Here is a 25,892-nt window from a genome sequence, read left to right as displayed (position 1 = left end):
GTCGGCAACAGATGCCCTCCAGCGGATGGGGCCGGTGCCTCGGGCCGCACCGCATCGTGCGTCCGAGACCGCACGGCCGCGATCCGCGGCCCCGTCCGGCCTCACTCGGGAACAGGTCTCTTCAAGCGCCCGTGCCCGGCGCGAGCACGGTGAGGGACGCCCGGGTGTCGGTGCCGGCCACCGGCACGGCGCCGCCTGTCCACCGGACCCGCAGGGAGTCCCGCTCGTTGGGCGGGGTGACCAGAAGCCAGGCGGCCTTGGCCGACTTCGCGCCGCTGACCCCGGGGTTGCTGAAGGAGAGCCCCGACCATGCGCTCAGGCCCGGAGCGAGGGTGATCGGTGACACCCCGCCGGGCGTGCGGGACGGATCGGGGCCCAGTTGCCGGCCCGCCGCGTCCGTGAACGCTGCTCCCGGATAGCCGGTCACGGTGCAGACGCGGTCGGAAGTGTTGGTGAGCACCAAGGGGTAGTGCTCCTGTCCCGCGCCCGGGTCGTCGGAGCCGAGTGAGGCGCGCAGCTCGGAGGTGTGGCACCGCCCGCCGGAGGAACCACCCGCGGACGCGCCGGCGGACGACTGTGTGCCGCCGGCGGCGGAGGAGCCGCCCGCCACCGGCGCTTCCGTGCCTGCCGCGGACGACGCGGCAGACCCCGTCGTGGCCGTGTCCGAGGCCGGTCCCGGTGCCGCCGACGAACCGTTGCCGCTGCTTCCGCAGGCGGTCAACAGGGCTGCCAGAACCGCGCCGCCGGCAAACAGGGCGGTGCGGCGCAGTCCGTGAGGACATGTCATGATCGCTCCGTCGTCGTGAAAGTAAGTTAGGTTTCCCTCTTGCCTGAGAGTGTCATAAAGGCTTGTTAGTTGCTTACTTGAGTCCCTCAGCTGGGAAGCTGACTGAACGTCTCACGGCTACTCAAGAAGTTGTCTCAAGGGTTTAAAGTCCAGGGGGCAGTGTGGTTCCGACCCCGGAGGCATCACCTCGCCCCGCCCACCCATGCGCCGTCCAGTCCGAGTCCCCGGGCTGCGTGGGCGGGCCCACCCCCACGATCGAGATGGATGCGATGTCCCAGAATGCTGCCGCTGCGGCTGGTGCTCCCTTCACCGCTGACGACGTGACGAACCTGCGCATGGCGGTCGCAGGCCCCGTCCTGGAGCCGTCCGACGCCGCCTACGCGGCCGAGTGCGCCACGTACAACCTCGCCCAGCCGACGTCGCCCGTCGTCGTCGTCGGTGTCACCAGCGCCGCGGACGTGGCCCACGCCGTCACCTTCGCCGGCCGGCACGGCCTCGCGGTCGCGGTCAAGAACGCCGGTCACCAGGTGGTGCCGTCGGTCGGCGCGGACACCCTGCTGATCACGACCACCCGCCTGACGGGCCTTGAGGTGGACGAGATCGCCCGCACCCTCGTCGTCGGGGCCGGAGTGCGCTGGCACGAGGCCCTCGCCGCCGCCGACAAGGTCGGCCTCGCGCCACTGGCCGGCTCCGCCCCGGGCGTCGGCGTGGTCGGCTACACCCTCGGCGGCGGCCTCAGCCCGCTGCTCGGCCGCGCCTACGGCTACGCGGCCGACCGGGTGCGCCGGATGGAGGTCGTCACCGCCGACGGTGTGATCCGCACCGTGACCCCGACCGAGGAACCGGAGCTGTTCTGGGCCCTGCTGGGCGGCAAGGGCAACTTCGGAGTGGTCACCCGCATCGAGTTCACCGCCGTGGAGATACCCGGATTCTACGGCGGCGGTCTGTGGTTCCGCGGCGAGGACATGGCCGAGGTGCTTGAGGTCTGGCGCACCTGGGCGCCGACCCTGCCCGAGGCGGCGAGCACGTCCTTCGCGGTGCAGCGGCTGCCCCAGGACGACGCCCTGCCCGAGCCGCTGCGCGGCGCCTTCGTCCTGCACGTGCGCTTCTCCCACCTCGGCACCGCCGCCGCGGGTGAGGCCCTGGTCGCCCCGCTGCGGGCCGCCGGCACCCCCGTGCTGGACTCCCTCGCCCCGCGCCCGGTCCAGGAGATCGGCGCCGTCCACGTCGACCCGGTCGATCCGCTGCCGTACGTCGAGACCGGCTTCGGCCTGCGCGAGTTCTCCGCCGAGACGCTGGAGGCGCTGGTGGACGCCGTCGGCCCCGAATCCGGCTGCCGGCTGGTGACCGTGGAGGTGCGGGCCCTCGGCGGCGCCCTCGACCGGGAGCCGGCGACCGCCAACGCGGTGCCCTCGCGCGGACTGCCGTTCGTCAGCTTCGCCTTCGGTGTCGCCGGCCCCGCCGAGCTGCCCGCCATGGACGAGGAACTGGCGAAGTACGCGGCGGCCCTGGCCCCGTGGGCGGACCCGCGCAACGTGGTGAACTTCGTCGCCCCGGACGAGGCCACCGCCGAGGCGGACGTGCGGCGGCTGTACGGCACCGAGCGGTACGGCCGGCTCGCCGCGGCCAAGCGAGCCTACGACCCGCACAACGTCTTCCGCCGCAACCACAACATCCGGCCCGTCTCCGCACCCACCGGGGCGTGAGCGTTCCGGCCGGCCGGCCCGACGGCCCGGCGGCCGGGAGCGCACCCCGGTTCCGCGGAAGGGAGGACAGCATGCGCGCATCCCACGCGTGTGAAGCGGAGACAGCCCACGGTGGCCGCGGTCACGCGGGCCGAACGGCACGCGTGACCAGGGAACCTGTGAGGACGGACGAGGCGGGGGAGACGGGACCGCTCCGCGGTCGGCCGCGGTCGCACGAGACGGTCGACGACCTCGGCTTATCCGCCGCCGAACAGCCCCGCCCGGACCGTCCCGACCCGGCGGTCGCGGGCGGGCCGGAGCGAACCGCGACGAGCCGCCCGGTGGTCGGCGTCCTGCCGACCGGTGACGCCATCTCGGAACTGGCCCTGGACAGCTTCGTCAAGCAGTGCCCGTATCTGCTGTGGACCGGCGACGCCAGGACGGCCGAGGTCGCCGTGGCGTCGCTGCACAGCCCCGACACCGGCGCCGTGACCCGGCTGCGCACGCACGCCGGCGAGCGGAGCGCCCTGGTCCTCGTGGTCGGCGGGGAGTGGCGGGCCAGCCTCCACCAGGCCATCGAACTGGGGGTGCGGGCGGTGCTGCCGCGTGCCGGATTCACCTGGGAGGCGTTCACCCAGACGGTGCGGCAGGTCCGCGCCGGCCACGCGGACCTGCCGCCCGCCCTCCAGGGCCGGCTGATGGACCAGATGCAGTACACCTACCGGGAGGTGCTCGTGCCGCGCGGCCTCACCCCGGGCGGGCTCACCGAGCGCGAGGCGAAGGTGCTGCGACTGGTCGCGGACGGCCATGAACTGCAGGACATCGGCAACCAACTCGGCTACTCGGAGCGCACCATCAAGAACGTGCTCTACGGCGTCATCAAACGGCACCGGCTGCGCAACCGCTCCCACGCCGTGTCCTTCGCCATCCGCTCCGGACTGATCTGACGGTACGCACGCGCGCCGGCCGGACTCCGGCGGGCGCCGAGCCGTCGACCTTTCTGATAGCCCTGTTCGGGCTGGAGCGCCTGGACGCCGCCGAACCCGAACCCGAACCCCTCCCCGAGCCGTCCCGGGCCGAGGCCGCAGCGGCCGGCCCGTCCGGGCGGCGCGCACGGCCGACGATATCGCGGTCGGCATCCGCAGGGCGGAGAACGCCCTGGCCTACGGCCCGGGATGGGTGCCTGTCCGGTCCTCACAGGCCCAGCTCGACCGCGTGGGCGTGCTGCGACACCGGCGGGTGCGGGTGGAGGACCTGCTTCCGGACCTTCCCTTCGGGCACGAGCTGTAACTGAACCCCGCGAGCGCCGTGGCGTACGTCGCCGATCACATGACGCTGCTCGGCGAAGACGAGGGCGGAGAAGAAGGCGAAGGCAGGGAGGAAGGCGGAGACGAGGAGGGAGGCGGGGAGTGACCGCCCCGCCTGCCTCCCCGTCTTTCCTCAGCGCGGGGACAGGCCCCGCACCAGCAGATCCAGCAGCGCGCACACGAACAGCGCGATCCCGATGAAGCCGTTGACCTGGAAGAAGGCGCGGTTGAGGCGGGAGAGGTCGTGCGGGCGGACGATGGAGTGTTCGTAGCCGAACGCGCCAGCGACGATCAGCAGGCCAAGCCAGAAGAAGGCGCCGGCGTGGGTGGCCAGGGCGAACCAGACGAACAGGGCCGTGGTGATCGTGTGGCACACCCGCGCGCCCCAGATCGCCGCGGGGATGCCGAAGCGGGCCGGGACCGACTTGACGCCGACGCGCCGGTCGGTCTCGACGTCCTGGCAGGCGTAGATCAGGTCGAAGCCGCCGATCCAGATGCCGACGGCGAGACCGAGGATCACCGCCTTCCAGGACCAGGAGCCGCTGACCGCGAGCCAGGCGCCGACCGGACCCATGGACTGGGCCAGACCCAGGAACGCCTGCGGGAAGTTGGTGAACCGCTTGGCGTACGGATAGACCACCATCGGGACGACGGCGACGGGCGCCAGGGCCAGACACAGCGGGTTCAGCAGGGCCGCGGCGCCGAGGAAGACGACGACCGCCACCAGCGCGCCCGTCCACGCGTGCCGCACGGACATCGCACCGGTGACCAGTTCCCGGTGGGCCGTACGCGGGTTGCGGGCGTCGATCTCACGGTCGATGATCCGGTTCGCGGCCATGGCGAAGGTGCGCAGGCCCACCATGCAGACGGTGACCAGCAGCAGTTTCACCCAGTCGACGCCGCCGTCGTGCTCGTACATCGCCGACAGCGTGGCGATGTAGGCGAAGGGCAGCGCGAACACCGAGTGTTCGATCATCACCAGCCGCAGAAAGGCTTTGGTACGCCCCGGCTGAGGGACCGCCGCGGATACTGAACTCACAGGACGACTCCTTGCACGAGCGCGCCGTAGCGCGCATTCGAAGTGTGAAGATCGTACCTGTCAAGATGAGGCAAGACGTGACTGTCACGTGTGACTCAGGTGCCGGTTGTACATGGTGGATGCTGACTCGGTGCTTCGTGCCCACTCGGCGCGTCGGTCCGCGCCCCGGCGCCGGGTGCGCGGACCGTACGTCGCGGGCACCGGATCGGCCGGTGCGTCGCGCGTCAGGGCCGGATGATGTTCTCCGCCTGCGGGCCCTTCTGGCCCTGGGTGACGTCGAACGTGACCCGCTCGCCCTCGACGAGCTCACGGAAGCCCGTGCCGGAGATCGCCGAGTAGTGGGCGAAGACGTCCGGCCCGCCGTCCTGTTCGATGAATCCGAAGCCCTTCTCCGCGTTGAACCACTTCACCGTGCCGCTGGCCATGCTGTGTTCCTTCGGTCGTGCTGGGTGAGTCCCAGGTGAACTGAGATCGGGTGGCCGTCGGCGGTGACGCGGTACGACCCCCTGGGGAACCACCCTGCCGTGCCATGAAACTTCCGGCAACCGATAAGCGAGGGGTCTCGCCTGGGCGCGCGGCCGGTGGCCCAGGGCCGTCCGAATGGACAGGTACGCGCACCGGGCGGCGTCCCGCGGTGCGGGAACGCGGTGCGGGAACGCGGCGCGGGGCAGGGCGGGGCAGGGCGGGGCAGGGCGGGAGCGGCGGACAGGGCCCGGGAAGGCGCTGGAGGGCTGCCCGCCGGACGGTCGGCCCGTAGCGCGGCTCACGGGTGGTCCACGCGGGCTGCGCCCTTCCGGCCCCGGACGGCCTGCCCGCTCTCGCGGTACAACGTGGTTCCGCGCGTGGGGCCGTGGGAGTCGAGGTCCCCCTGGCAAACGTGGGAAGCCGAGCCGCGTATCGAGCCGCCCAGGGCCCGGCCGCGGATGCCGTCAGGAAGCCGGCGCGGGCGAAGGGTGACCCGTCTGCCGCGGGGAAGGGGCACGGCCAGGGCGGGCCGGTGGGGGCCGGCGTCGAGTATCCGCGTGGAGCGATCGATCCGCGGCCGGACGGCGGGCGGGAAGGCACCACCACTTCGGCGAGGAGCCAGACGGGTGGTGCCGGGACTGCGGATCGGGCGAGGGCGTCGCTGGTTCGCGCAGAGCCCGGCGTGCTGGGAGGAAGGCATGGCGAAGCCTTGTCCTCCGGAGTCGGGCGGGGAGGCTCCCGCCCCGCGGCACGCGGAAGCCGGACACGTTCCGGTCTGTCAGCCCATGAGGCCGACGTGCTTGGCATCCGGGGGGAACGCGGCTTGCCGGGGTCACTCCTCGAAGGCCGCGCAGGCCCGCTCGAACTGGTCCACCTCGGCCTCCAGCAGCGCGACGAGTTCGACGGCCCGTTTCGCCACGGTGGTCCCGAGCGGGGACAGGCTGTAGGTGACCTTGGGGGGGATCGTGGCCTCGACGTGCCGGTTGACCAGACCGTCCCTGCGGAGCGTGAGCAGAGTCTGCGACAGCATCTTCTCGCTGATGCCCTCGATGCGGCGCCGCAGTACGTTGAACCTGCACTGCCGCTCGTACAGGGCCGACAGGACGAGGATGCCCCATCGGCCGGTCACGTCCAGGAGCACCTGCCGGGACAGGCAGTCCTTGGAGAAGACACTGATGGTCGACTCGTCTTCTGTAGTCGTCATGATCAGACACTATCCAGCCGGAACCCAACAGGCACTTACTGTACAGAGGGGAACACGTGACTGTCAGCCCCTGAGTGCCACAGGTCCGGCCGGAAGCGTCTCAGCTCGCGAAGCGGAAGCTCTTCCCGACGAACCCGCCGAAGCTGTGCAGGTCCCCCGCGGGCAGCGTGAGCGTGGAACCGGTGCACCCGGTGCCGTCGTAGACGAGAGCGGTCCGGTAGCTGTAGTTCAGGTCGGCCTGCACTGAGAACGGCAGGGTCACGCACGACGTGTCGACTTGGGACGGCGAGTACTCCAGAGTGGGGCCGGTGAACCCGCCCTGCCAGAACGTGAGGTAGCCGGGCGTGCCGGGATCCACCGCCGCGAAGGCGGGAGAGCCGGACAGTCCCAGCGCCAGGACGACGGCGCTGGCGGCCACGGCGGCGGATGCGAGGCTTCTCTTCAGGTTGGGCACAGGAACCTCCGATAGGGAAGCACTGGGGTGAGTCGGGGACAGTCAAGGTCAGCCGACTCATGTGTCAGCGGAAATATAGGATGTGACACAGTCGACGCGACCCCAGTGACTCGATATTGGCCGAGTGATGGTCGGTCTCCGGCTGGATGGTGCCGTTGCCGTGAGGGCGCCCTCGGGGGCTCTTCCCCCGAAGCTTCCCGGCGTCACCCTCCCCAGGGGAGCGGGCCCGGTGCCGGGCCCGCTCCCCCTCACGGTCCCGCGGTCACGCCCGCCGCAGGCGCAGTGTCACCAGCTCGAACGGGCGCAGGCGTACGGTGATCCGATCGCCGTCGCGGTGCGGGGTGCTCGCGTCCGCGAGGGGCCGCTCCAGCAGGTCGGTCACGGCGAGGTCGGCGACCTCGAATCCGGCCGTCAGGGTGGCGCGGACCCGGCTGCCGTGGGCTTCGTGGAAGCGGACGACGACGTCTCCGCTGCCGTCGTCGGCGAGTTTGACCGCGGTGATGACGACGGCGTCGTCGTCGACGGTGACCAGCGGGGCGACGTCCTGGGCGCCGGTCGTGCGGCGTTCGGGGAGGTTGATCCGCCAGCCCTCGCGGACCGCGTCGCCGATCGACGCGCCGGGGACGAGGGCGTGGCGGAAGCGGTGGACGCCCTGGTCGGTCTCGGGGTCGGGGAAGCGCGGGGCACGCAGCAGCGAGACACGGACCGTGGTGGTGGTGCCCTGGTCGCCGTGGGTGCGGACGGTCCGGGTGACGTCGTGACCGTAGGTGGAGTCGTTGACGACGGCGACCCCCCAGCCCGGTTCCTCCAGGTGAAGGAAGCGGTGGTTGCAGGCCTCGAACTTGGCCGCTTCCCACGAGGTGTTGGTGTGGGTGGGCCGGTAGGCGTGGCCGTACTGGGTCTCGGAGGCGTAGCGTTCGGCGTGCAGGTCGAGCGGGAAGGCGAGCTTGAGGAACTTCTCCGTCTCGTGCCAGTCGACCTCGGTGTCCACCACCAGTCGCCGTTCACCCGGCGGCAGGGACAGCACCTGGGTCACCCGGGAGTCGCCGAAGGCCCGCACGACCTGCACGGAGGTGCCGTCCTCGCCGGGCGTGAGCGACTCGGTGCCGGTGAGGTCGGTGACGGTGTTGCGGTAGAACTCGTCCACGTCCCACGCGTCCCACATATTGGGGAAGTCGGGGTGGAGCTGGAGGAGGTTCGCCGCCCGGTCCGGGGCGATGGTCTCGCGCTCGGCGCTCAGGTCGTAGGCGGAGACCACCAGACCCCGGGCGTCGATCCCGATCCGCAGCAGGCCGTTGTCCAGGACGAAGCCGCCGTCCTCGCGGGAGGCGAGCTGTGTGCGGCCCGTGAGAGACGGCGCGGCGGCACCGCCCGCGACCACACCCGCCCGCTCGTGCGGGGCGGAGTTGAAGACCAGCTCGGTGCTGCCCTCACCGGCCAGCGCCCGCTGGGCGCCCTCGATGATCGCGGTCAGCTCCCGGGCGATCCGCTCGTACGTCGCCCGTGCCTCGCGGTGCACCCAGGCGATGGACGAGCCGGGCAGGATGTCGTGGAACTGGTGCAGCAGCACCGTCTTCCAGATCCGGTCCAGCTCCTCGTACGGATAGGCGTACCCGGCCCGCACCGCGGCGGTGGCGGCCCACAACTCCGCTTCGCGCAGCAGGTGTTCGCTGCGCCTGTTGCCCTGCTTGGTCTTGGCCTGGCTGGTCAGGGTGGCCCGGTGCAGCTCCAGGTACAGCTCACCCACCCACACCGGCGGCTCGGGATACTCCGCCTGGGCCTTCTCGAAGAACGCCCCCGGGGTCTCCCACACCACCTGCGCCGAGCCCTCCAGATCCCGCATCCGGGCGGCCTTGGCGACCATCTCCCGCGTGGTGCCGCCACCCCCGTCACCCCAGCCGGTCGGGGCCAGGGAGTGCCGGGCACGCCCCTTGTCCTTGAAGTTCTTCGCCGCGTGGGCGATCTCACTGCCCTTCATCGAGCAGTTGTAGGTGTCCACCGGCGGGAAGTGGGTGAAGATCCGGGTCCCGTCGATGCCCTCCCACTGGAACGTGTGGTGGGGGAACTTGTTCGTCTGCGACCAGGAGATCTTCTGCGTCAGCAGCCACTTCGACCCCGCGGCCTTGATGATCTGCGGCAACCCGGCCGCGAACCCGAACGTGTCCGGCAGCCACGCCTCCTCGTTCTCCACCCCGAACTCGTCGAGGAAGAACCGCTTGCCGTGCACGAACTGCCGCGCCATGGCCTCCGACCCGGGCATATTGGTGTCGGACTCGACCCACATGCCACCGGCCGGCACGAACCGCCCCTCCGCCACGGCCTCCTTCACCCGCGCCCACACCTCGGGCCGGTGGTCCCGCACCCACGCCCACTGCTGCGCCTGCGACATCGCGAAGACGAACTCCGGCTCGTCCTCCAGCAACGCCGTCATGTTCGACGTCGTCCGCGCCACCTTCCGCACCGTCTCCCGCAACGGCCACAACCAGGCGGAGTCGATGTGCGCGTGCCCGACAGCGCTGATCCGGTGCGCCGAAGGCACCGCGGGAGACGACAGCACCCCGACCAGCTGTTCCCGGGCCCGGCCCGCGGTGCCGTTGACGTCCTGAAGGTCCACCGCGTCCAGCGCGCGGTCCACCGCCCGCAGGAGGTCGTAGCGGCGGGCCGAGTCCTCGGGCAGCTCCGCCATCAGCTCGCCCAGGACCTCCAGGTCCATCACCAGCCGCCACACCGTCTCGTCGAACACGGCCAGATCCATGCGCGTGAGGGTGTACTGGGGTTCGCTGCCGGCGGTCTCCTTGTCGCCCAGCCGCGTCGGCAGGAAGGGATGGTAGTCCAGGATCACCGGGTTCGAGGCCGCCTCGATGTGCAGGCGGACCTCCTCCCCGCCTGCCACCGGCGTGCCGATCCGTACCCACTGGTTCCGCGGGTTCAGCCCCTTCACCGGGGTCCCGTCGGGGCGGTAGACCAGGCCCTCGCACTGGAAACCGGGCATGTTCTCGTCGAAACCCAGGTCGAGGATCGCCTCCACCGTCTTCCCGGCCCACTCCTGCGGCACGGCCCCGGTCACCCGGAACCAGCTCGTCCCCCAGGGAGCACCCCAGCGGGTGCCCACCGCCACCGGCTCCACCTCGGCGGCCAGGCCCTCCTCGACCGGGACCGGCTCACCCGGCGCGTTCCACACCGCGACCTCCAGCGGCACGGACTCGGGGTACACGGCAGGGCGGATACGTTCGTCCAGGACACGCTTGAGGCGGGCTTCGATCAGCGTGCGGTCGTCATGCATGCGGGATGCTCCATCGGTGCTGCGGGGTGAGGGTCTGTTCGGCCGTGACGGTCTCGGTGATACCGCGGGCCAGCAGATGATCCTTGTCGTCCGCGCGGACGTCGAGGACCGTGGTGGGCCGGGCGCCGTCGGCGGTCAGCCGGAAGAAGGCGTCGTACACCGTTCCGCCCGGAGCCAGCGAGGCGCGCTGCTCAGGGTCGGCCGGTACGACGAGGGCGGTCGTGCGGGGTGCCGGGGCCGGGTGGGTCCGGCGGGCCGCGTCGGCCAGGACCCGTGCGGTGTCCTTGGGCCGCCGGTCGTTGGTCAGCAGGCCGAGGGAGTATTCCAGTTCGGGGAAGTCGGCGAGGTCCCGCGAGACGTCGTGGGAGCACCACCAGGTGATGCCCCACAGGTCGGGACAGTCCAGGGCGTTCGCGACGGTCGCCTCGGTGAAGGCGGCGGCGTGTTCGGCGGGGATCAGCGGGGCGGGGGCGCCGACCTCCTGGAGCCAGACCGGGCGGTGCGGGTCGTCGGCCCAGGCCCTGGAGAGTTCCACCAGGTAGGCGGCGTGGTGCTCGCTGGGTACGGAGGCACGGCCGTGGCGCTGGGCGGTGCCGTTGAACACCCAGGAGTGCACGGCGGTGACGCCGCCGTAGCGGGCCGCCTGGGCCGGGGTGAACGGCATGTCGTGCTGGTACCAGGTGGCGTCGTACTCGGCGTGCAGGTGGAGCCGGCCGGGGGCGCCCTCCTCGCAGGCGGCAAGCATGCGTTCCAGCCAGGTGTCGATCTGTTCGGGGGTGGCCCGGTCGGGGTCGGGGTGCGGACCGGCGCTGAACTGGTTGATCTCGTTGCCGACGGTCATGCCGATGAAGTTGGGCCGGTCGGCGAGGGCGCCGGCGAGGGCTCGCAGATAGGCGGCCTGGCCGTCGATGACCTCGGGGTCGGTGAAGAGATTGCGCCGGTGCCAGGTGCGTGTCCAGGCGGGGAGGAAGTCGAAGCTGGACAGATGGCCTTGCAGGCCGTCCACGTTCACGTCCAGGCCGCGTTCGGCGGCGGCGTCGGCGAGGGCTACGAGTTGTTCCACCGCGCGCGGCCGGATGAGAGCCCGGTTCGGCTGGAAGTACGGCCACAGGGGGAAGACCCGGAGGTGGTCCAGGCCGAGCCCGGCGATCGAGTCCAGGTCGGCGCGTACGGAGTCGAGGTCGAAGTCGAGCCAGTGGTGGAACCACCCTTTGCTGGGGGTGTAGTTGACGCCGAAGCGCACGGCAGGAGGCATGGATGTCCTTGCGGGGATTCGGTACGGTGGTCAGCCCTTCACGGCGCCCTCACCGACCCCGCGGAAGAAGTACCGCTGGAGGCAGGCGAAGAGGGCGATGAGCGGGGCCACGGCGATGATCGTGCCGGCGGCGACCAGCCGCTGGTCGTTGGCGAAGGTGCCGTGCAGATAGTTCAGGCCGACGGTGAGAGTGAACTTGTCCGGGTCGCCCAGCACGATCAGCGGCCACAGGAAGTCGTCCCAGGCACCCATGAAAGCGAAGATCGCCACGACGGCGAGCGTGCCCTTGACCGAGGGCAGCGCGATCCGCAGGAAGCGCTGCCAGACGTTGGCACCGTCGACGAAGGCCGCCTCCTCGATCTCGTACGGCAGGTTGAGGAAGGCGTTGCGCATCAACAGCACGTTCATCGCGCCGACGCAGCCGGGCAGCACCACGCCGATGAGGGTGTTGTTCAGGTTCAGCGACCGCATGGTCGTGAACTGGGCGATGATGATGCTCTCGGCGGGTACCAGCAGCGCCAGGACGAAGACCAGGGTCAGGGCCCCGCGGCCCCGGTAGCGCAGCCGGGCCAGGGCGTAGCCGGCCAGGGTGGAGCCGACGCAGTTGGTGACCACGCTGGCGACGGCGACCTTGAGGGAGTTCAGAGCATAGTTCCAGACGGGGATGACGTCGGCGACCCGGCTGTAGTTGTGCAGGGTCGGATGCTCGGGCAGAAACGACGGCGGGGAGCTGTAGATGTCCTCAGTGGGGCCCTTCAGCGAGGTCGACAGCTGCCACAGGAACGGACCGATCGTCAGGGCCAGCACCGCGAGCAGCAGCAGGTAGCGGAGGACGAGTTCCCAGGGACCGACCTGCCGGCCGGATTCGTCGGTGAAGCGGGGGCGGCGGCCGGTCCGCCGGGCGGTTTCCTCCGTCGGGCGGACCGGGCGGGCGATCTCCTCGCCCGGTGTGCGAAGGGTCTCGGTCATGCCTGGGCCTCGTCCTTCCGGTCCGCGCGCATCACCAGCAGCATCAGCACCACCGTGATCACGAATACCACCACGGAGATCGCGGAGGAGTAGCCGACCCGGCCGCTGAGGCCGGTGCCGGTGCGCTGTACGAGCATGACCAGGGTGGTGTCCTCGCCGGCCGGACCGCCGGTCGGGTTCGCGATCAGGTACACCTCGGAGAACACCTTGAAGGCGGAGACCGCGGAGAGCGCCGCCACCAGGACCATCGTGGACCGCAGGGCGGGCACGGTGACGGTGAGGAAGCGGCGCACCGCGCCCGCGCCGTCCACGGCGGCGGCCTCGTGCAGTTCGCGCGGCACGTTCGCGAGCGCCGCTAGGTAGATGATCATGTAATAGCCGATGCCCCTCCACACCGTGACCGCCATGGCGCTGAGCAGGATCAGCCACTGGTCGCTGAGGAACCCGACCGGGCTCGCGCCGAGCGTCTCCAGCAGCGAGTTGATCAGTCCGCGCTCGTCCAGCAGCCACACCCAGATCAGGCCGACCACCACGATCGAGGCAACGACCGGTGTGTAGAAGGCGGACCGGAAGAAGGCGATACCGGGAATGTGCTTCTGCACCAGTAGTGCGAGCAGCAGCGGCAGGAGCACCAGTGCCGGGACGACTCCGATGATGTACAGCGTGCTGTTGCGCAGGGCGATCCAGAACATGTCGTCGTGGAGCATCTCGCGGTAGTTGGCGAGACCGACGAAATGGCCCGGAATCAGTGTGCGGCGGTCGGTGAAGGAGTTCACCACCGTCGACACGAACGGGTACAGCACGAACGCGGCGGTGACCAGCAACCCGGGTGCGGCGAACAGCCACGGACTGGTGGGCAGCTGACGCCGCACCCGGGAGCCTCGGCGGGCGGGGAGGGAGGAGGCCACGGTGGATCAGCCCTGCTTGAGCAGCTGGTCGCACGCCTTGACAGCGTTGTCGAGCGCCTGCTTCGGGCTCTCCTTGCCCTGCAGCGCCTTGGCGACCTCCTGCTGGAGCGCGGTCTTCATCTGGTCGCTGAACAGCACCGGCGTGTAGTTCACGGCCGTCTTCAGCGACTTGGCGGCGGCCACCCGGACCCGGGTCTCGTCGGTGCCGTCCTCCTTGGTGAAGTACGGGTTGTCCAGGGAGCCGGCGGTGCTCGGGAAGATGGCGACCTTCTTGGCGAAGGACATCTGGTTCTTCGCGTCGGTGACGAAGTGCGCGAAGGCCACGGCGGCGGGCTTCTGCTTGGACTGGGAGTTCACCAGCAGGCCCATCACGTACATGTTGACGTGCCCGGTGTTGGTGATCTGGTCGGTGATGCCGATGTTCTTGTACAGGCTCGGCGCCTGCGTCTTGAAGTTCTTCAGGTCCAGCGCGCTGCCCGGGTTCATGGCGACGGCACCGGTGAGGAACTTCTGTCCAGCCGACTCGGGCGTGGCGGTCAGCGCCTGCGGGTCCAGGGCCTTGGCGTCGTACAACTCCTTGTATTTGGTGAGGAGTTCGACCCCCTTGGCGTCGTTGAAGGCGAAGCCGGTGCCTCCCTTGTTCATCAGCTGGACGCCGTAGCGGCCGAAGTCCTCGATGGCCGGGACGTTGGAAAGGGTGGCGACCTTGCCGTCGGTCTTCTCGGCGATCTGCAGACCGTCCTTGAACAGTTCGGTGTACGTCTTCGGCGGCTGGTCGGGGTTGAGCCCGGCCTTCTTGAACAGGGCCTTGTTGTAGAACAGTGGGCCGGTGTTGAGGTACCAGGGGAACGCCCAGGTGCCCGGCAGACCGGGGATGTCCGTGCTGCTCCATGCGCCGGGCAGGTACTCGCCCTGGTACTTCGCCGCCGCCTTGTCCTTGTCCAGGTTCAGCGCGAGGCCCGCCTTGGCGAGTGGGGCGGCGAGGTCGGGGGAGACGTTGACGACGTCGGGCAGGGTACCGCCGGCCGCCTCAGCGCTGATCTTGTCGGCGTAGTTCTCGGCGGGCTGGTCCACCCACTTCACGTGGGTGCCCGGGTACTGGTGCTCGAAGTCGGCGATCAGGCTCTCGAAGTACGGCTTGAAGTTGGCGCGCAGGTTCCAGGTCTGGAAGGTGATGTCGCCCTGGATCTTGCCCGAGGCGTCGCCCGAGGAGCTGTCGTTCCCGGAGCCGCAGGCGGTGAGCGGCAACAGGGCCGCGGTGACGACAGCGGTGGCGAAGGTTCTGCGGGATATGCGCACGGCTGGGCTCCTTCGAGCGGTGGGCCAAGGCGACGATGCCGGCCACGGGTTCAGGGGCAGACATTGCATCCTGCGGCGGAAAAATGTCAACGGATTCGGCTGAAAACTTCAACGCATCCAGGAAAGTGCCAGGTCAGGAGGGCTGATGTGAGCCGGACAAGTGTATGGGCATGGCTCTTGTCCCCATCGCTAATGCGCTTTAGGCTGGTTCCGCTCAAGCGCATTAGTGTTCGGCGTGAGGGGAATGGGAGCGGAAGTGGCGGACAAGCGTGCACCGGCTCGCCGGCCTACGATGAAGGACATCGCGCGGCGGGCGGGGGTCTCCGAGAGCGCGGTCTCCTTCGCCCTCAACAACCGTCCCGGCGTCTCGGAGACGACCCGGGCCCGCGTGCGCCGGGTGGCCGAACAACTGGGCTGGCGGCCGAGCACCGCCGCACGCCAACTGTCCGGCGAGGGCGCGGCGACGATCGGGTTCGTACTGGCCCGGCCGGCGCACACCCTCGGCGTGGACTCGTTCTTCCTCCAGTTGGTCTCGGGCATCCAGGAAGTGCTGGCCGAGCGACACCTCGGCCTGCTCTTCCAAGTCGTAGAGGACATTGCCGACGAATGCGCGGTGTACCGCGCCTGGTGGGCCGAGCACCGGGTCGACGGCGTCCTCATGGTCGACCCCCGCACCGACGACCCCCGCCCCGGCCTCCTCGACGAACTCGGCCTGCCCGCCGTGGTGATCGGGGGTGCGCCGAACGGGCTGGACCCGGGGCTGTCGGCGGTGTGGGCCGACGACGCCGGCGCCATGGCCGCCGTCGTCGCGGAACTGCACTCCCTGGGCCACCGGCGGATCGTGCACATCGCCGGGCTCCCCGGTCTCGCGCACACCCAGCGGCGGGTGCGGAGCCTGCGCGCCGAGGCGGAGCGGCGGGGGCTCGCCGAGGTCCGCTCGGTGACCACCGACTACTCCGACGCGCAGGGCGCCGCCGTCACCCGCCGGGTGCTGAGCGCCGAGACGCCGCCCACGGCGCTGATCTACGACAACGACGTGATGGCGGTCGCCGGCGTCGCAGCCGTGGCCGAACTGGGCCTCGCCGTACCGGACGACGTGTCGGTGGTCTCCTGGGAGGACTCCGCGCTGTGCCGGATGGTCAAGCCCTGCCTGTCCGCGCTCTCCCGGGACACGGTGGCCTTCGGCCGTACGGCCGCCCGGGAACTGGTGTCCCTGCTGGACGGAGCCGCCCCCGGCACGGTCCAGGTACCGCTGCCCGAACTGATCGCCCGGGAGAGCACCGGACCGGCACCAGGCTAGGAACGAGGCCGCCGCCCGCGGGTGTGGGGTGATCCCCATGCCCGCCATGTCCGGTCGTGGGGATCACCCCATGGCCCTCTCGCGGGTCGCCCGGCGAGAATCGGGGAGCCGGCCGAGACGCCGCGCACGGAGCCTCGGGCACCGCACGCTCCAGCCCACGGTACGAGCCCTGCTATGTCGCAGGCCAGGAACGGAGGACCTGCCCATGACCGCGACAGCGGAGCAACTCGTCGATGTCCACGCCCACTTCGTGACCCCCGACTACGTCGAGGCGGCCAAGGCCGCGGGCCACCTGCTCCCCGACGGCATGCGGGGCTACCCCACCTGGTCGGCGGCCGAGCACCTGGACCTCATGGACGCCCATGGCGTACGCACCAGCGTGCTGTCCGTCTCGTCGCCCGGTACGCACTTCGGCGACGACCGCGCCGCGCGTCTGTTGAGCCGCCGGGTCAACGAGTTCGCCGCGGACCTGCTGCGCGCACACCCCGGCCGCTTCGGGCACTTCGCCTCCCTCCCCCTGCCCGACGTGGACGGCGCCCGTGCCGAGGCCGCCCACGCCCTCGACGTCCTCGGCAGCCACGGCGTCGCCGTCGAGACCAACCACGACGGCGCCTATCTCGGCAACAGCCGTTTCGAGCCCCTCTGGCGGGACCTGGACGAGCGGGGCGCCGTCGTCTTCGTCCATCCCACCTCGCCGCCCTGCTACGAGGCCGTCGCCCTGGACCGGCCCCGGCCCATGCTGGAGTTCCTGTTCGACTCCACCCGCGCCGTCTCCGACCTGGTGTTCAGCGGAGCGCTGCGTCGCTTCCCGCGCATCCAGTGGGTCTTCACCCACGGCGGTGGCGCGCTGCCGTTGCTCGTCGACCGGATGGAACTGTTCCGGACCGTGTTCGGCATCGGCGACCAGCACGGTCCCACCGTCCAGGAGCAGTTGCGCGGCCTCTGGTTCGACATGGCCGGGAGCCCCTTCCCGCACCAGATCCCGGTTCTCACGACGACGTTCGGCTACGACCGCCTGCTCTATGGCAGCGACTACTGCTGGACCCCGGCCGCCGGAGCCGTCGCGCAGATCGCCTCCGTCGACACCGCCGAACAGCCGGCCGGCGGCACCTGGCGCGCGCTGACCACGCGCAACGCCGCCCGGCTGCTGCCGGACCTGGTCGCCGGGCACTGAGCGGACCGCCCACCACGCCCGCGAGGAGACGCGGCATGGCCACGTCCCACCGGACGGCCGCCGCGGTTCAGGGCACGGGCCCGCGCCCTGCGGTGGCCCGGGTGAGAACGGCGGTGCTCGTCGCGGTCGCGGCCGGGGGATCCGTACGGCGCCGTCGCGTGCTACGGCGCCGAACAGCCGTGGCCCACCGGCCCCGCCGCCTTCCCTCACCACCGTCGTCGTCAACGTGACCGGTTGCGCGGCCATCGGTGTCTTCACGACGGTGACCAGCGGCATCCGCCGGCGCCGCCCCCTCCTCAGCTCGTTCTTCGCGACCGGTGTCTCGGTGGCCTCACCACCTTCTCCACGTATGCCGTCGAAGGCTGCGGGCTGGGGGGCACCCGCCATATCGCCCTCTCCCTGGCCGCGGCGGCGACCGTGTGCGCGGCGCTCGCGACGGTCGGGTGCGCCGCGACGGTGACCCGCCGGGTCCTCGCGCGCCCGCCGACGCGCGGCACGACCGGAGGCAGGCCGCGCACCGGCTCCTTGCCGCGGCCGGCGGGCTGGTGGGCGCGGTGTCGCGCTGCCGCACCGACCGAGCCCCGCACGCGCGGACGGGCGGCGTCCTCTCCTGCGGCAAGTTCCCGGTCAGCGTCACCGCCTGCCTGCTCCTGGGGCGCGCCGTCCGACCCGGTCGGCACAGGTGCCGCGCCCGGACCGGTGCGGCTGCTGCTCGGCACCGGGCTGTGCGGGGCACTCGGCACGTTCTCGACGAGCTGCGCTCGTGGGGACCGCGGTGGGCGCGGTGGTGTGGGACCGAGGGGGTGACGGCACCGGCCGGGGTGCTCATGACGTGCGGTACCCCGTCGAATGACTGATGCCGGCCCGTGTGCCGTCGGGAAACCTGGTGAGGGAAGGGACCACCACCAGGAGCCGCACGGAGGAAGACATCGTGTTCGATGCGCCCGGACCGGAGCGACCGGACGGCCACCGACTTCTGCACTGGCCGATCGGTTACTCCCCGGACTTCTCTGACCTCTGGGCCGTCGGCGAGACCGACATCGACGCGCAGCCGGAGGCTGTCTTCGGACACCTGGCCGACCTGTGCAGCTGGGCACGGGACGTCACGCGGATCGACGACGGGCCCACGGCGGACGCGGAGCCGCCAGGGTTACGGACCGACAGTGAGTTCGCCTACCGGCTGGACGGGCTGGAGGTGCGCGCCCGGGTCGGCGAGTGCAGCCCCGGAAGCCGCCTGGCGTGGTTCGCGCAGGGCACCGATCTCGGCCTGTACCAGGAGTGGCTGCTCCTCGCCCGCACCGGCCGGACCCTGGTTCTCCTGGGGTTCGCGGCGCGCGGCCCGGCCGCCATCGCGCACCGGGAAGCGGATCCGGCGTGTGCCCGGCGCATCGTGGAGGGATGGCTGACGGCTGTTGAGGCGCGGGCGTCGCGGGGCGGCGGAAAGGGCTGAAAGGGGAGGAGGAGTGGCCAGTGAGACCTGCCACGACCTTCACGATGACGCGGGCCACTCGCCGGTCGACCGGGGACGGAGTCGGCTCGGGCAGTGTTCAGGCATCGTCGCTGCCGATCGCGTCCCGCAGGGCCGCCCGCTTGGTGATGCCCAGCTTCGGGAAGATCTGGTACAGGTGACTGCTCACCGTCCGCGGTGAGATGAACAGCCGCTCGCCGATCTCCTTGTTGGTCAGACCGGACGCCGCGAGCCGCGCGATCGAGACTTCCTGCGGGGTCAGGGAGGCCACCCCCTGGGCGCTGGCGGCAGTGCGCGCGGCCTGCCCTGCGGCCCTCAGCTCTCGCTCGGCGCGCACCGCCCAGGGCGTGGCACCGAGCTTCTCGAAAGCGTCGAGTGCCTGCTTGAGCTGGACCTTCGCCTCGCTCACCGTCCGTGAGCGGCGCAGCCGTTCGCCGTACAGGAGACGGACGCGCGCGGTGTCGAAGGGCCACTCGCCGGTCCGGGGCATCGTCAGGGCGCGTGCGAAGAGGTCTGGGGCCCCGTCATCGGCGACGAGCGCCGCGGCGGCCGCCTCCCGCATCGCGAGCCGGGGAGAAAGCGCCGCCGTGCCCGACTCGCGCAGCGCGCGCACGTGCCCTTCGGCCTCGGCCCTGCGGTCGGTACGGACGGCGGCCTCGACCAGCTCCAGAGCCACCCAGAGACTGTGCGGTACGTGCGAGGCGAGCGTCCCGGCAGGGCTGATCTCCGTCGCCCGCTGGTAGGCCGACTCGTAGTCGTCCTCCCCGAGGTGGGCCAGGACCAGGGCGTGGCGGGCGAACGTCTGCGCCATGCCCACGCCGCGGGGCACGGCCCAGCCGAGCATCTGTTCGACGAGGGCCCGGCTGGTCTCACACCTGCCCTGGACCGCGGCGAGGAGAGCCTGGTGGTAGCGGAAGTAGAAGCTGAAGAACCTGCCCCCGAACTCCTCGCACAGAGCGAGACCCTCGGTCGCCAGTTCACCGGCCTCGGCCCATTCGCCGCGGACGAAGTCGTCGAAGCAGACATCCATGAGGGCTACGAGCCGTCGTCTGCCGGGCCCGTCGGCCCGGCCCTGCTGGATGGTCCGCCACAACGCCTCCCGCATCTCGGCCAGACGATCCGCGTAGATCGCGCTCGCCGCCACGTTCTGCACCACGCCGGGATCCCGCTCCTCATGGATCGTCGCGAGCCTGGCGTCCAGCATCGGCAGCAGGGCCACCCCGGTGCGGACGGGGTCGGCGGCGTACAGACCGGTCGTCATGACCAGCAGTTCCGGCGGCTCGGGTCGCAGCCGGGCCACCGCTCGGTGGAAGACGGTCCACAGTTCGGCCCGCCCTCCGACGAGGCAGACCAGGGCGAGGGTGAACAGCGCGGTGACGAGTTGCTCGTCGTCGGGGTCCGTGTGGTTCGGCCACGACTCGATCGCCTCGGCCAGCAGGCGGTGGGCGGTGTCCACGTGCCCGTCCGCTTCGAGCAGTTGGAGTGCCGCCGCCGACGCGTAGTGCAGGGAAGCGGACGGCTGGTCGTCGGACTGGCGCACCCCCCGCAGCAGTTCCGTGGTACTGGCCGCCGCCAGTCCTTCCGCCCCGATGTAGGCGGCCTCGGCCAGGCGGTTGCCGCGTGCCTCCGCGGTGGGGCTGAGATCCGCGGCCCGGCACAGCAAGGAGATGACGGCCTGGTAGTCCCCGCGCCCCCGGACACGGCGGGCCGCTGCCTGGAGCAGCGCGGCCACCTCCTCGTCGGGTTCGACGGTGGCTTCCCCCAGGTGCCAGGCCCTGCGTTCGAGGTCGTCGCGGAGGACCTCCGCCAAGGTCCGGTGGGCCTGCCGGCGTTCGGCGGAAGTCGACTCCGACACGACGGCGGAGCGGATCAACGGGTGCCGGAACGTCACCGTGTGCGAGGCGGCCGTGACCCGGACGAGCTGGTCCTGTTCGGCGGGTGCCAGATCGTCCAGCCGGTAGCGGCCGTCGCCCGCTGCCTGCAGCACCCTGAGGTCACCGGTGCTCTCCAGTGCGGCGGTGAGCAGCAGGGCCCGGGTCGCGGCGGGCAGGGCCGCCACCCGGGCCGCGAACAGTCCCTGCAGGCGTTGGTTCAGCGGGAGTATCCGGGGCACGGGTTCGGTGGGGCCGCGCCAGCTCTCCCGCACGGCGTGCGGGAGTTCGAGCAGGGCGAGCGGATTGCCCTGCGCGGTGCTCAGCACCCGCGCCCGGACCTGGGGGGCGAGACCGGGGAAACGTTCCGTCAGCAGTTGGGCGGCCGCTTCGTCGTCCAGCGCCCGCACCGGCAGCTCGGGCAGGCCACTGATGTCGAAGGAGCCGGCCGAACCGGTCCGGAACGCGGCCAGGAGCCCGGCTCTGCTTCCGATCAGCCGACGCGCCGCGAAGCTCAGCACCGCGGCGCTGGCCCGGTCCAGCCATGGCAGGTCGTCGACGATCAGCAGCAGCGGTGCCCGAGCGGCCACCCTGCGCAGCAGCAGGGTCACCGCGTTGGACAGCAGGAGCCGGTCCGGAGCGGGGCCGGTCGCGAACCCCAGGGCGACGCGCAGTGCCCCGGCGTGTTCGTCTCCGAGCGTGGCGAAGTCGTCGATGAGAGGAAACAGGGCCTGGTTGAGCCCGGCGAAGCTTACCTCGGCCTCGAACTCGGCTCCGGTCACGCGCAGGATCGTCGTCCCCGACGCGCGGGCCGCGTCGGCCGTCGCCTCCAGCAGGGCCGTCTTGCCGACTCCCGCCTCTCCGGACAGCAACAACGTGCCGCCGTTCATCCCCGTCTGCTGGAGGAAACGCCGTAGGAAGTCGATTTCTCGCAGGCGTCCCACGAGTATGTCGGGTCGGTCGCCGGGTTGGATCACCCGCGAAGTCTCCCTTGGCTGCCGTAGGCGTTTCAAGGCGGTTCGCACAGGCGCGTCACACCCACCGCCGACGGTGTTTCCGCCTGAAACCACCTTTCCGCGGAGAAATCACCTATCGACGCGGAACCGGCCGGGCGACGCGCTCCGTCCGCGAGCGGGCTCCCCGGCCGCCGGCCGCGCCGGCGTTCCCCACCGAAGCCCGGCCGACAGCCCTCTCACACCCGCGACGCGCCGGCGCGTCCGGCGGTGTCACCGGTGCCGGCGAGCTTGTAGGTGATCGGCTCGCGCAGTCGGAAGCGCCGGTAGAGCAGATGGTGCACCGACGCCCCGAGAACGGCTCCGACGACCGGCGCCACCATGTAGATCAGCAGATCGGTGAACCGGCCGGCGAGCACGGCGGGTCCGAACTGCCGCGCGGGATTGGCGGAACCGCCGCTGAGTGGGCCGAAGACCACGATGATGAGCGCGACGCACGCCCCCACCGTGGCCGGCAGCCACCGGCCGAACGCCGGATAAGCAAGCAGGAAGCCGACGGCGAGAGCGAGGACGAGGACGCAACCGGCCTCCGCGAGGAACACGGCCGACGCCGACCACCCGGGAGCGGGCCGCAGGGCCCCGAAGCCGACCGCGGACACCACCGGTCCCCACACCAGCCGACCGAGAGACGCCCCGAGCAGTGAGCCCGCCAGTTGCGCGGCGACGTAAGGCAGGACGCTCATCCCGGGGAAGACGTCCATCAGCCATACGGCGACGGTCACCGCGGGATTCATGTGTCCGCCACTGCGGCGTCCCCACGGCGAGAGGATCAGCCCGGTGATCAGCAGTCCGGCGACGGGCCCGATCACCCAGAGAGCGAGGGACAGATCGCCGATGTACAGCGGCGACGCGGGCACCCGGAGCCAGCGCACGATGGTCACCACCAGGAAGAGCAGCACGGTCGTGAGACCGAACTCGCACCACACCTGTGCGGTGGACACGGCGGCGGGACGACGGGCGGACGCGGTCATGCGGGTCACCTCGGCACGGCGATGGAAGCGGGACGCTCACCGCGCAGCCTTCCAGCCACGACGACGGGGGGAAATCGAGCCTGCACCAGCCGGTGCGTGGGGCGATCCCCACAATGCCGTCGCGAAGTCACCTCACAGGCGCCGGGTGAACTCACCTACGGCACCGATACCCACCCTCGACTGTGCTACCTGCTGTTATGTGTTGCATGATGTCAGCATGCCCACGCAACGCATAGGTCTCGTCGTTCATCAGGGACGGGCCACAGCCCGGGAGACGGCGCTGACCGTGCACCGGTGGAGCGAAGCCCGCGGTGTCCCGTGCACCGACATCGACGTATGGACCGAGGACCACGGTCGGCGCGGCGGACGCAAGGAGGCCGAGGCCGCGGGGAACCCCGACCTCGTCGTCACGCTCGGCGGCGACGGCACCTTCCTGCGGGGCGCACGGATCGCCGTCAAGAGCGGGGCGAGCGTCCTCGGCGTGGACCTGGGCAAGGTCGGCTTCCTCACCGAGGTACTGGCGGGCGAGGTGACGGCCGCTCTGGACGCCGTCCACGAGGGCCACGCCGTCGTCGAGGAGCGCATGACCCTCACGATGCGCGCCTCGCGGCCGCTGGAGATACCGCACGGGATGGACGCCCTGCTGATGTACGGGCGCGGCCCCGCGCTGCCCGCCCCGGACGTACGGCCGGAGACCATCGAGGGCCAGGGCTGGGGCGTCGCGCTGGACGTGAACGCCCTCAACGACGTCGTCCTGGAGAAGCTCGCCCGCGATCGCCAGGTGAGCGTCGGCGTCTACATGGCGGGCCGGCTGCTGGCGTCGTACTCGGCCGACGCGCTGGCCGTGGCCACCCCCACCGGGTCCACCGCCTACAGCTTCGCGGCCGGCGGCCCCGTGCTCTCCCCGCACATGGACGCGGTGGTCTTCACCCCCATCGCGCCGCACATGACGTTCAACCGCAGCATAGTCGCCGCGCCCGACGAGCCGGTCGCCCTGCGCGTCCTGCCCCACTCCGGGCAGGCCGCGGTGAGCATCGACGGTCAGCTGCGCGGGGTGCTCGACCCCGGTGACTGGATCGGCGTCTTCCGGGCTCCGGACCGGGTCCGGTTGATCCGTCTGCACCCCACGGACTTCTACGGCCGCCTGCGGGGCCGCTTCCGTCTCACCGACGCCCCCGCCACGGCCCAGGACGGCCCCTCGGCACCGTTCTTCCGCCCCGACACTCCCATTCCGCCCGATCTCGCCGGCATGCGACTGCCGCCCCCGGCGGCCGCGCGGTGATCGGGCCGTCGGCGGCGGGTGGTCGCACGCCGTCTGACGAGCGAGCCGGGGACCGCCACGACCGCTCTCCCAGCGGCCGGTCCTGTCCGGCCGGCCGCCCCGTGGCGTCGGCGAGGGCCTAGCTGATCCGCAGGCCGGCGATCAGCCCGTCGCGCAGCTCGAAGACCATGGGCCCGGTGCCGTTGTAGCCGTTGCCCGAGACCTTCAGCGTCAGCAGGTAGCGGCCGTTCGCCGCGTCCCGCCGAGCCGAGACCAGATCGAAGTGCGCCTGCACGCCTATGTTGTCGGTGCGGTTCCAGTCGCTCACCCCGCGGCGCCCGTGGAACTCGCGGCCCCAGTCGTTCAGGTACGCGTCCGGCGCGAACGCGGCCACGAAGGCCTCTGAGTCACCGGCGTTGGTCGCTTCGACGAACACCCGGATGGCGTCGGGAAGTTCGATGTCGGTCATGGCAGCCGCTCCTCACGGGAATGGATCACTGGGCCGGACCGGGAGCCGGCACCTCGAAGAGTTCGTACTCGCCCACGACGGAGAAACCGAGCCGTCGGTAGACCGGCGCGCCGTCGCCGGTGGCCTGGAGGGTGGCGACGCGCAGACCGTTCTCCCGGGCGGCCTGCACGGCGGCCTGGGTGAGGACCGCGCCGATCCCCTGCCGTCGTCGCGAGGCGTCGGTGGTGACGACGTAGATGCCGGCGACGCCGTGAGCCACGTACAACAGCGCGGTGCCCACCGTGCGTCCGTCGAGCCGGCCCGCGAACCGGGTGATCCGCCCGGCATCCGTCCGCTCCCGTTCGACGCGGACGAGGTCGTCGTGGAGTTCCGGAGCGAGACCGAAGGAAGGACCGTAGGCGCCGACCCAGTCGGACAGCTCTTCCGCGGAGTCACCGATCGGCCGCACGCGCAGGGCGCCGGGGCCCTTCGCGTGCCGCACCTGGTCCGTCCGCACCGTCATGATCGGCATGGACCCCTCTTGTGTGGCCCCGCCGTCGACGAGTCGCCGACGCACCCCCGGCGCGCTGTCAGGACCGACCCACCAGGTGAAGGGAAGGCCGTCGAACCGCCTGACCGCCTCGGCCACGGCTTCCTCGGCGCGGCCCTCGTCCCGCAGGCGCATCACACCGTTGAGCTGGCCATCGGCGAGCCCGCTACGGAACAGGGACAGGTGGTCTTCCTGCCGCTCCTGCACTCCCCAGCCAAGCCAGTAGTCACGGCAGTTGGCAAGCTGAGGCTCAAGGGCTGCTGTGTCGGCGAATCGAGTCACGAACCGAATATAACTTAATGGATGTCATTATTGGCCGCGATGTGACATTACCTGTGTCAGGCAGTGGGTCCCGAAAACAGGTGGTACTCGGAGACGGCCTCGAAGCCGAAGCGCCGGTACAGGGGCTCGCCCATCGCGCTGGCCCCCAGGGCCGCGAGCCGCATCCCGCGCTGCCGCCCCGCTCGCAGCGCCGCCGTGGTCAGCGCCCCGCCGACGCCCCGCCGCCGGTACGCCTCCGCGACGTGGACCAGGAAGATGCCGGCCACCTCGTGCGCCATCATGACCACCGTCGTACCGACCACCCTGCCGTCGAGTACCGCCGCGAGGCGGACGATGTCGGCGTTGTCGGGCCGCCCGGCCTCGACGCGCACCACACCGTCCTCCAGGCTCGGTGAGACTCCCATCGAGGCGCTGTAGGTGCGGACCAGGTCCCGCAGCCGGTCACCTCCCCCGACCTCTTCGACCCGCAGACCGGGCGGCGGCTCCTCGGTCTCCTCGACGTCGGCGAGTGACCGGCTCATCAGGGGCACGGCGCCGAGGGACACCGCGCCCAGCCCGGTGAGGGCGTCGGCGGTCCCCTCCGGGCTGTCCGGGCCGACCCACCACCACCAGGGCACGCCCGCGAGCCGGGCCCGCGCGGTGGCCATCGATTCCTCCACCGCGTCCAGGGACCTCAGCCGTACGACACCGTTGAACTGGGGCTGGGCCAGCCCGCTGCGATAGTGGTCCGGGTCCCCCCACTCGCTCAGCTCCGCACCCCAGCCCATGAGGTAGTGCCGGAAGTTTGCGGTCACCCGGTCCGGATCCCCGGTGCCGACCCCTTCGGACGGGGCCGGTGCGCCGTCTGCGGTCGGTATCGCTGTCATGTGTCACCTCGTGCTCGTCGAACGACATGCGTT

21 protein-coding genes are annotated in these 25,892 nt (G+C 71.2%); 6 read left to right on the top strand and 15 right to left on the bottom strand.

The features are described 5' to 3' along the window. Positions 1 to 121: 121 nt before the first annotated feature. Complete coding sequence (locus QSK45_RS10210; protein ID WP_490993527.1) at positions 122 to 610, bottom strand: DUF4232 domain-containing protein; 489 nt, start codon at positions 608 to 610, stop codon at positions 122 to 124. 512 nt (positions 611 to 1,122) lie between these two features. On the opposite strand from QSK45_RS10210, the gene QSK45_RS10205 reads away from it, so the two are divergent. Further along, the gene (locus tag QSK45_RS10205) at positions 1,123 to 2,493 is read left to right on the top strand and encodes an FAD-binding oxidoreductase (RefSeq protein WP_285555336.1); all 1,371 of its coding nucleotides are present in this window, start codon (positions 1,123 to 1,125) and stop codon (positions 2,491 to 2,493) included. Between the two features lie 158 nt (positions 2,494 to 2,651). Next, positions 2,652 to 3,419, top strand: coding sequence for a helix-turn-helix transcriptional regulator (locus tag QSK45_RS10200; RefSeq protein ID WP_285555334.1), 768 nt, complete (start codon positions 2,652 to 2,654; stop codon positions 3,417 to 3,419). 493 nt (positions 3,420 to 3,912) lie between these two features. On the opposite strand, the gene mqnP is transcribed toward QSK45_RS10200, so the two are convergent. The 9 genes from mqnP to QSK45_RS10155 form a co-directional block, all read right to left on the bottom strand. Continuing rightward, a complete protein-coding gene (gene mqnP / locus QSK45_RS10195) occupies positions 3,913 to 4,818 on the bottom strand; it encodes a menaquinone biosynthesis prenyltransferase MqnP (RefSeq protein ID WP_285555332.1) in 906 nt (301 codons plus the stop codon). A gap of 224 nt (positions 4,819 to 5,042) precedes the next feature. Then, positions 5,043 to 5,243 (bottom strand): cold-shock protein, encoded by a 201-nt coding sequence (locus QSK45_RS10190; RefSeq protein ID WP_285555330.1) that lies wholly within the window; start codon positions 5,241 to 5,243, stop codon positions 5,043 to 5,045. Between the two features lie 872 nt (positions 5,244 to 6,115). Next, the gene (locus QSK45_RS10185; RefSeq protein ID WP_285555329.1) at positions 6,116 to 6,487 is read right to left on the bottom strand and encodes a winged helix-turn-helix transcriptional regulator; all 372 of its coding nucleotides are present in this window, start codon (positions 6,485 to 6,487) and stop codon (positions 6,116 to 6,118) included. Between the two features lie 100 nt (positions 6,488 to 6,587). After that, on the bottom strand, positions 6,588 to 6,941 hold the full coding sequence (locus QSK45_RS10180; protein WP_285555328.1) for a hypothetical protein: 354 nt from the start codon (positions 6,939 to 6,941) through the stop codon (positions 6,588 to 6,590). 262 nt (positions 6,942 to 7,203) lie between these two features. After that, positions 7,204 to 10,224 (bottom strand): alpha-mannosidase, encoded by a 3,021-nt coding sequence (locus QSK45_RS10175; RefSeq protein ID WP_285555327.1) that lies wholly within the window; start codon positions 10,222 to 10,224, stop codon positions 7,204 to 7,206. After that, positions 10,217 to 11,479 (bottom strand): glycoside hydrolase 5 family protein, encoded by a 1,263-nt coding sequence (locus QSK45_RS10170; protein ID WP_285555326.1) that lies wholly within the window; start codon positions 11,477 to 11,479, stop codon positions 10,217 to 10,219. Before QSK45_RS10170 ends, QSK45_RS10175 begins: the two co-directional genes overlap by 8 nt. A gap of 30 nt (positions 11,480 to 11,509) precedes the next feature. Then, on the bottom strand, positions 11,510 to 12,448 hold the full coding sequence (locus tag QSK45_RS10165) for a carbohydrate ABC transporter permease (protein WP_285555325.1): 939 nt from the start codon (positions 12,446 to 12,448) through the stop codon (positions 11,510 to 11,512). Beyond that, positions 12,445 to 13,356, bottom strand: coding sequence for a carbohydrate ABC transporter permease (locus tag QSK45_RS10160; RefSeq protein ID WP_285555324.1), 912 nt, complete (start codon positions 13,354 to 13,356; stop codon positions 12,445 to 12,447). Before QSK45_RS10160 ends, QSK45_RS10165 begins: the two co-directional genes overlap by 4 nt. Positions 13,357 to 13,362: 6 nt before the next feature. After that, the gene (locus QSK45_RS10155; RefSeq protein WP_285555323.1) at positions 13,363 to 14,655 is read right to left on the bottom strand and encodes an ABC transporter substrate-binding protein; all 1,293 of its coding nucleotides are present in this window, start codon (positions 14,653 to 14,655) and stop codon (positions 13,363 to 13,365) included. A gap of 292 nt (positions 14,656 to 14,947) precedes the next feature. Between QSK45_RS10155 and QSK45_RS10150 the strand changes: the two genes are divergently transcribed. The 3 genes from QSK45_RS10150 to QSK45_RS10140 all read left to right on the top strand — a co-directional run bounded on the left by QSK45_RS10150 (position 14,948) and on the right by QSK45_RS10140 (position 18,579). After that, entirely contained in the window at positions 14,948 to 15,955 is a 1,008-nt protein-coding gene (locus tag QSK45_RS10150) for a LacI family DNA-binding transcriptional regulator (RefSeq protein ID WP_285555322.1), read from the top strand. A gap of 205 nt (positions 15,956 to 16,160) precedes the next feature. Next, positions 16,161 to 17,129, top strand: a complete 969-nt coding sequence (locus QSK45_RS10145) for an amidohydrolase family protein (protein ID WP_285555321.1) — start codon at positions 16,161 to 16,163, stop codon at positions 17,127 to 17,129. 931 nt (positions 17,130 to 18,060) lie between these two features. After that, a complete protein-coding gene (locus QSK45_RS10140) occupies positions 18,061 to 18,579 on the top strand; it encodes an SRPBCC family protein (protein WP_285555320.1) in 519 nt (172 codons plus the stop codon). A gap of 97 nt (positions 18,580 to 18,676) precedes the next feature. Here the strand turns inward: QSK45_RS10140 and QSK45_RS10135 are convergent, their stop codons facing one another. Next, complete coding sequence (locus QSK45_RS10135; protein ID WP_285555319.1) at positions 18,677 to 21,445, bottom strand: helix-turn-helix transcriptional regulator; 2,769 nt, start codon at positions 21,443 to 21,445, stop codon at positions 18,677 to 18,679. A gap of 215 nt (positions 21,446 to 21,660) precedes the next feature. After that, positions 21,661 to 22,452: an MIP/aquaporin family protein gene (locus QSK45_RS10130; RefSeq protein WP_285555318.1), complete on the bottom strand. Its 792-nt coding sequence runs from the start codon at positions 22,450 to 22,452 to the stop codon at positions 21,661 to 21,663. A gap of 217 nt (positions 22,453 to 22,669) precedes the next feature. Here QSK45_RS10130 and QSK45_RS10125 point away from each other — a divergent pair, with 217 nt between their 5' ends. Next, complete coding sequence (locus QSK45_RS10125) at positions 22,670 to 23,734, top strand: NAD(+)/NADH kinase (protein ID WP_285555316.1); 1,065 nt, start codon at positions 22,670 to 22,672, stop codon at positions 23,732 to 23,734. 118 nt (positions 23,735 to 23,852) lie between these two features. On the opposite strand, the gene QSK45_RS10120 is transcribed toward QSK45_RS10125, so the two are convergent. Genes QSK45_RS10120 through QSK45_RS10110 form a run of 3 tightly spaced genes read right to left on the bottom strand, consistent with a single transcriptional unit; the run spans position 23,853 to position 25,859 of the window. Then, positions 23,853 to 24,182, bottom strand: a complete 330-nt coding sequence (locus tag QSK45_RS10120; RefSeq protein ID WP_285555314.1) for a nuclear transport factor 2 family protein — start codon at positions 24,180 to 24,182, stop codon at positions 23,853 to 23,855. A 25-nt stretch (positions 24,183 to 24,207) separates the two neighbouring features. Beyond that, positions 24,208 to 24,993 carry a GNAT family N-acetyltransferase gene (locus tag QSK45_RS10115; protein ID WP_285555311.1) on the bottom strand — a complete coding sequence of 262 codons (786 nt, stop codon included), beginning with the start codon at positions 24,991 to 24,993 and terminating at the stop codon, positions 24,208 to 24,210. A gap of 56 nt (positions 24,994 to 25,049) precedes the next feature. Then, the gene (locus tag QSK45_RS10110) at positions 25,050 to 25,859 is read right to left on the bottom strand and encodes a GNAT family N-acetyltransferase (protein WP_285555310.1); all 810 of its coding nucleotides are present in this window, start codon (positions 25,857 to 25,859) and stop codon (positions 25,050 to 25,052) included. Positions 25,860 to 25,892 lie beyond the last annotated feature (33 nt).

The sequence above is a fragment of the Streptomyces hygroscopicus subsp. hygroscopicus genome, assembly GCF_030269125.1.
Lineage (GTDB): Bacteria > Actinomycetota > Actinomycetes > Streptomycetales > Streptomycetaceae > Streptomyces > Streptomyces hygroscopicus_C.
Note: the sequence above shows the minus strand (reverse complement) of the source record. Positions and strands in the feature narration are given on the sequence as shown.

Coding starts and splice junctions, on each gene's coding strand:
- QSK45_RS10205 (WP_285555336.1), top strand. CDS start 1,123: ATGGCGGTCGCAGGCCCCGTCCTGGAGCCGTCCGACGCCGCCTACGCG.
- QSK45_RS10190 (WP_285555330.1), bottom strand. CDS start 5,243: ATGGCCAGCGGCACGGTGAAGTGGTTCAACGCGGAGAAGGGCTTCGGA.
- QSK45_RS10185 (WP_285555329.1), bottom strand. CDS start 6,487: ATGACGACTACAGAAGACGAGTCGACCATCAGTGTCTTCTCCAAGGAC.
- QSK45_RS10175 (WP_285555327.1), bottom strand. CDS start 10,224: ATGCATGACGACCGCACGCTGATCGAAGCCCGCCTCAAGCGTGTCCTG.
- QSK45_RS10170 (WP_285555326.1), bottom strand. CDS start 11,479: ATGCCTCCTGCCGTGCGCTTCGGCGTCAACTACACCCCCAGCAAAGGG.
- QSK45_RS10165 (WP_285555325.1), bottom strand. CDS start 12,448: ATGACCGAGACCCTTCGCACACCGGGCGAGGAGATCGCCCGCCCGGTC.
- QSK45_RS10150 (WP_285555322.1), top strand. CDS start 14,948: ATGAAGGACATCGCGCGGCGGGCGGGGGTCTCCGAGAGCGCGGTCTCC.
- QSK45_RS10145 (WP_285555321.1), top strand. CDS start 16,161: ATGACCGCGACAGCGGAGCAACTCGTCGATGTCCACGCCCACTTCGTG.
- QSK45_RS10130 (WP_285555318.1), bottom strand. CDS start 22,452: ATGACCGCGTCCGCCCGTCGTCCCGCCGCCGTGTCCACCGCACAGGTG.
- QSK45_RS10125 (WP_285555316.1), top strand. CDS start 22,670: ATGCCCACGCAACGCATAGGTCTCGTCGTTCATCAGGGACGGGCCACA.
- QSK45_RS10120 (WP_285555314.1), bottom strand. CDS start 24,182: ATGACCGACATCGAACTTCCCGACGCCATCCGGGTGTTCGTCGAAGCG.
- QSK45_RS10110 (WP_285555310.1), bottom strand. CDS start 25,859: ATGACAGCGATACCGACCGCAGACGGCGCACCGGCCCCGTCCGAAGGG.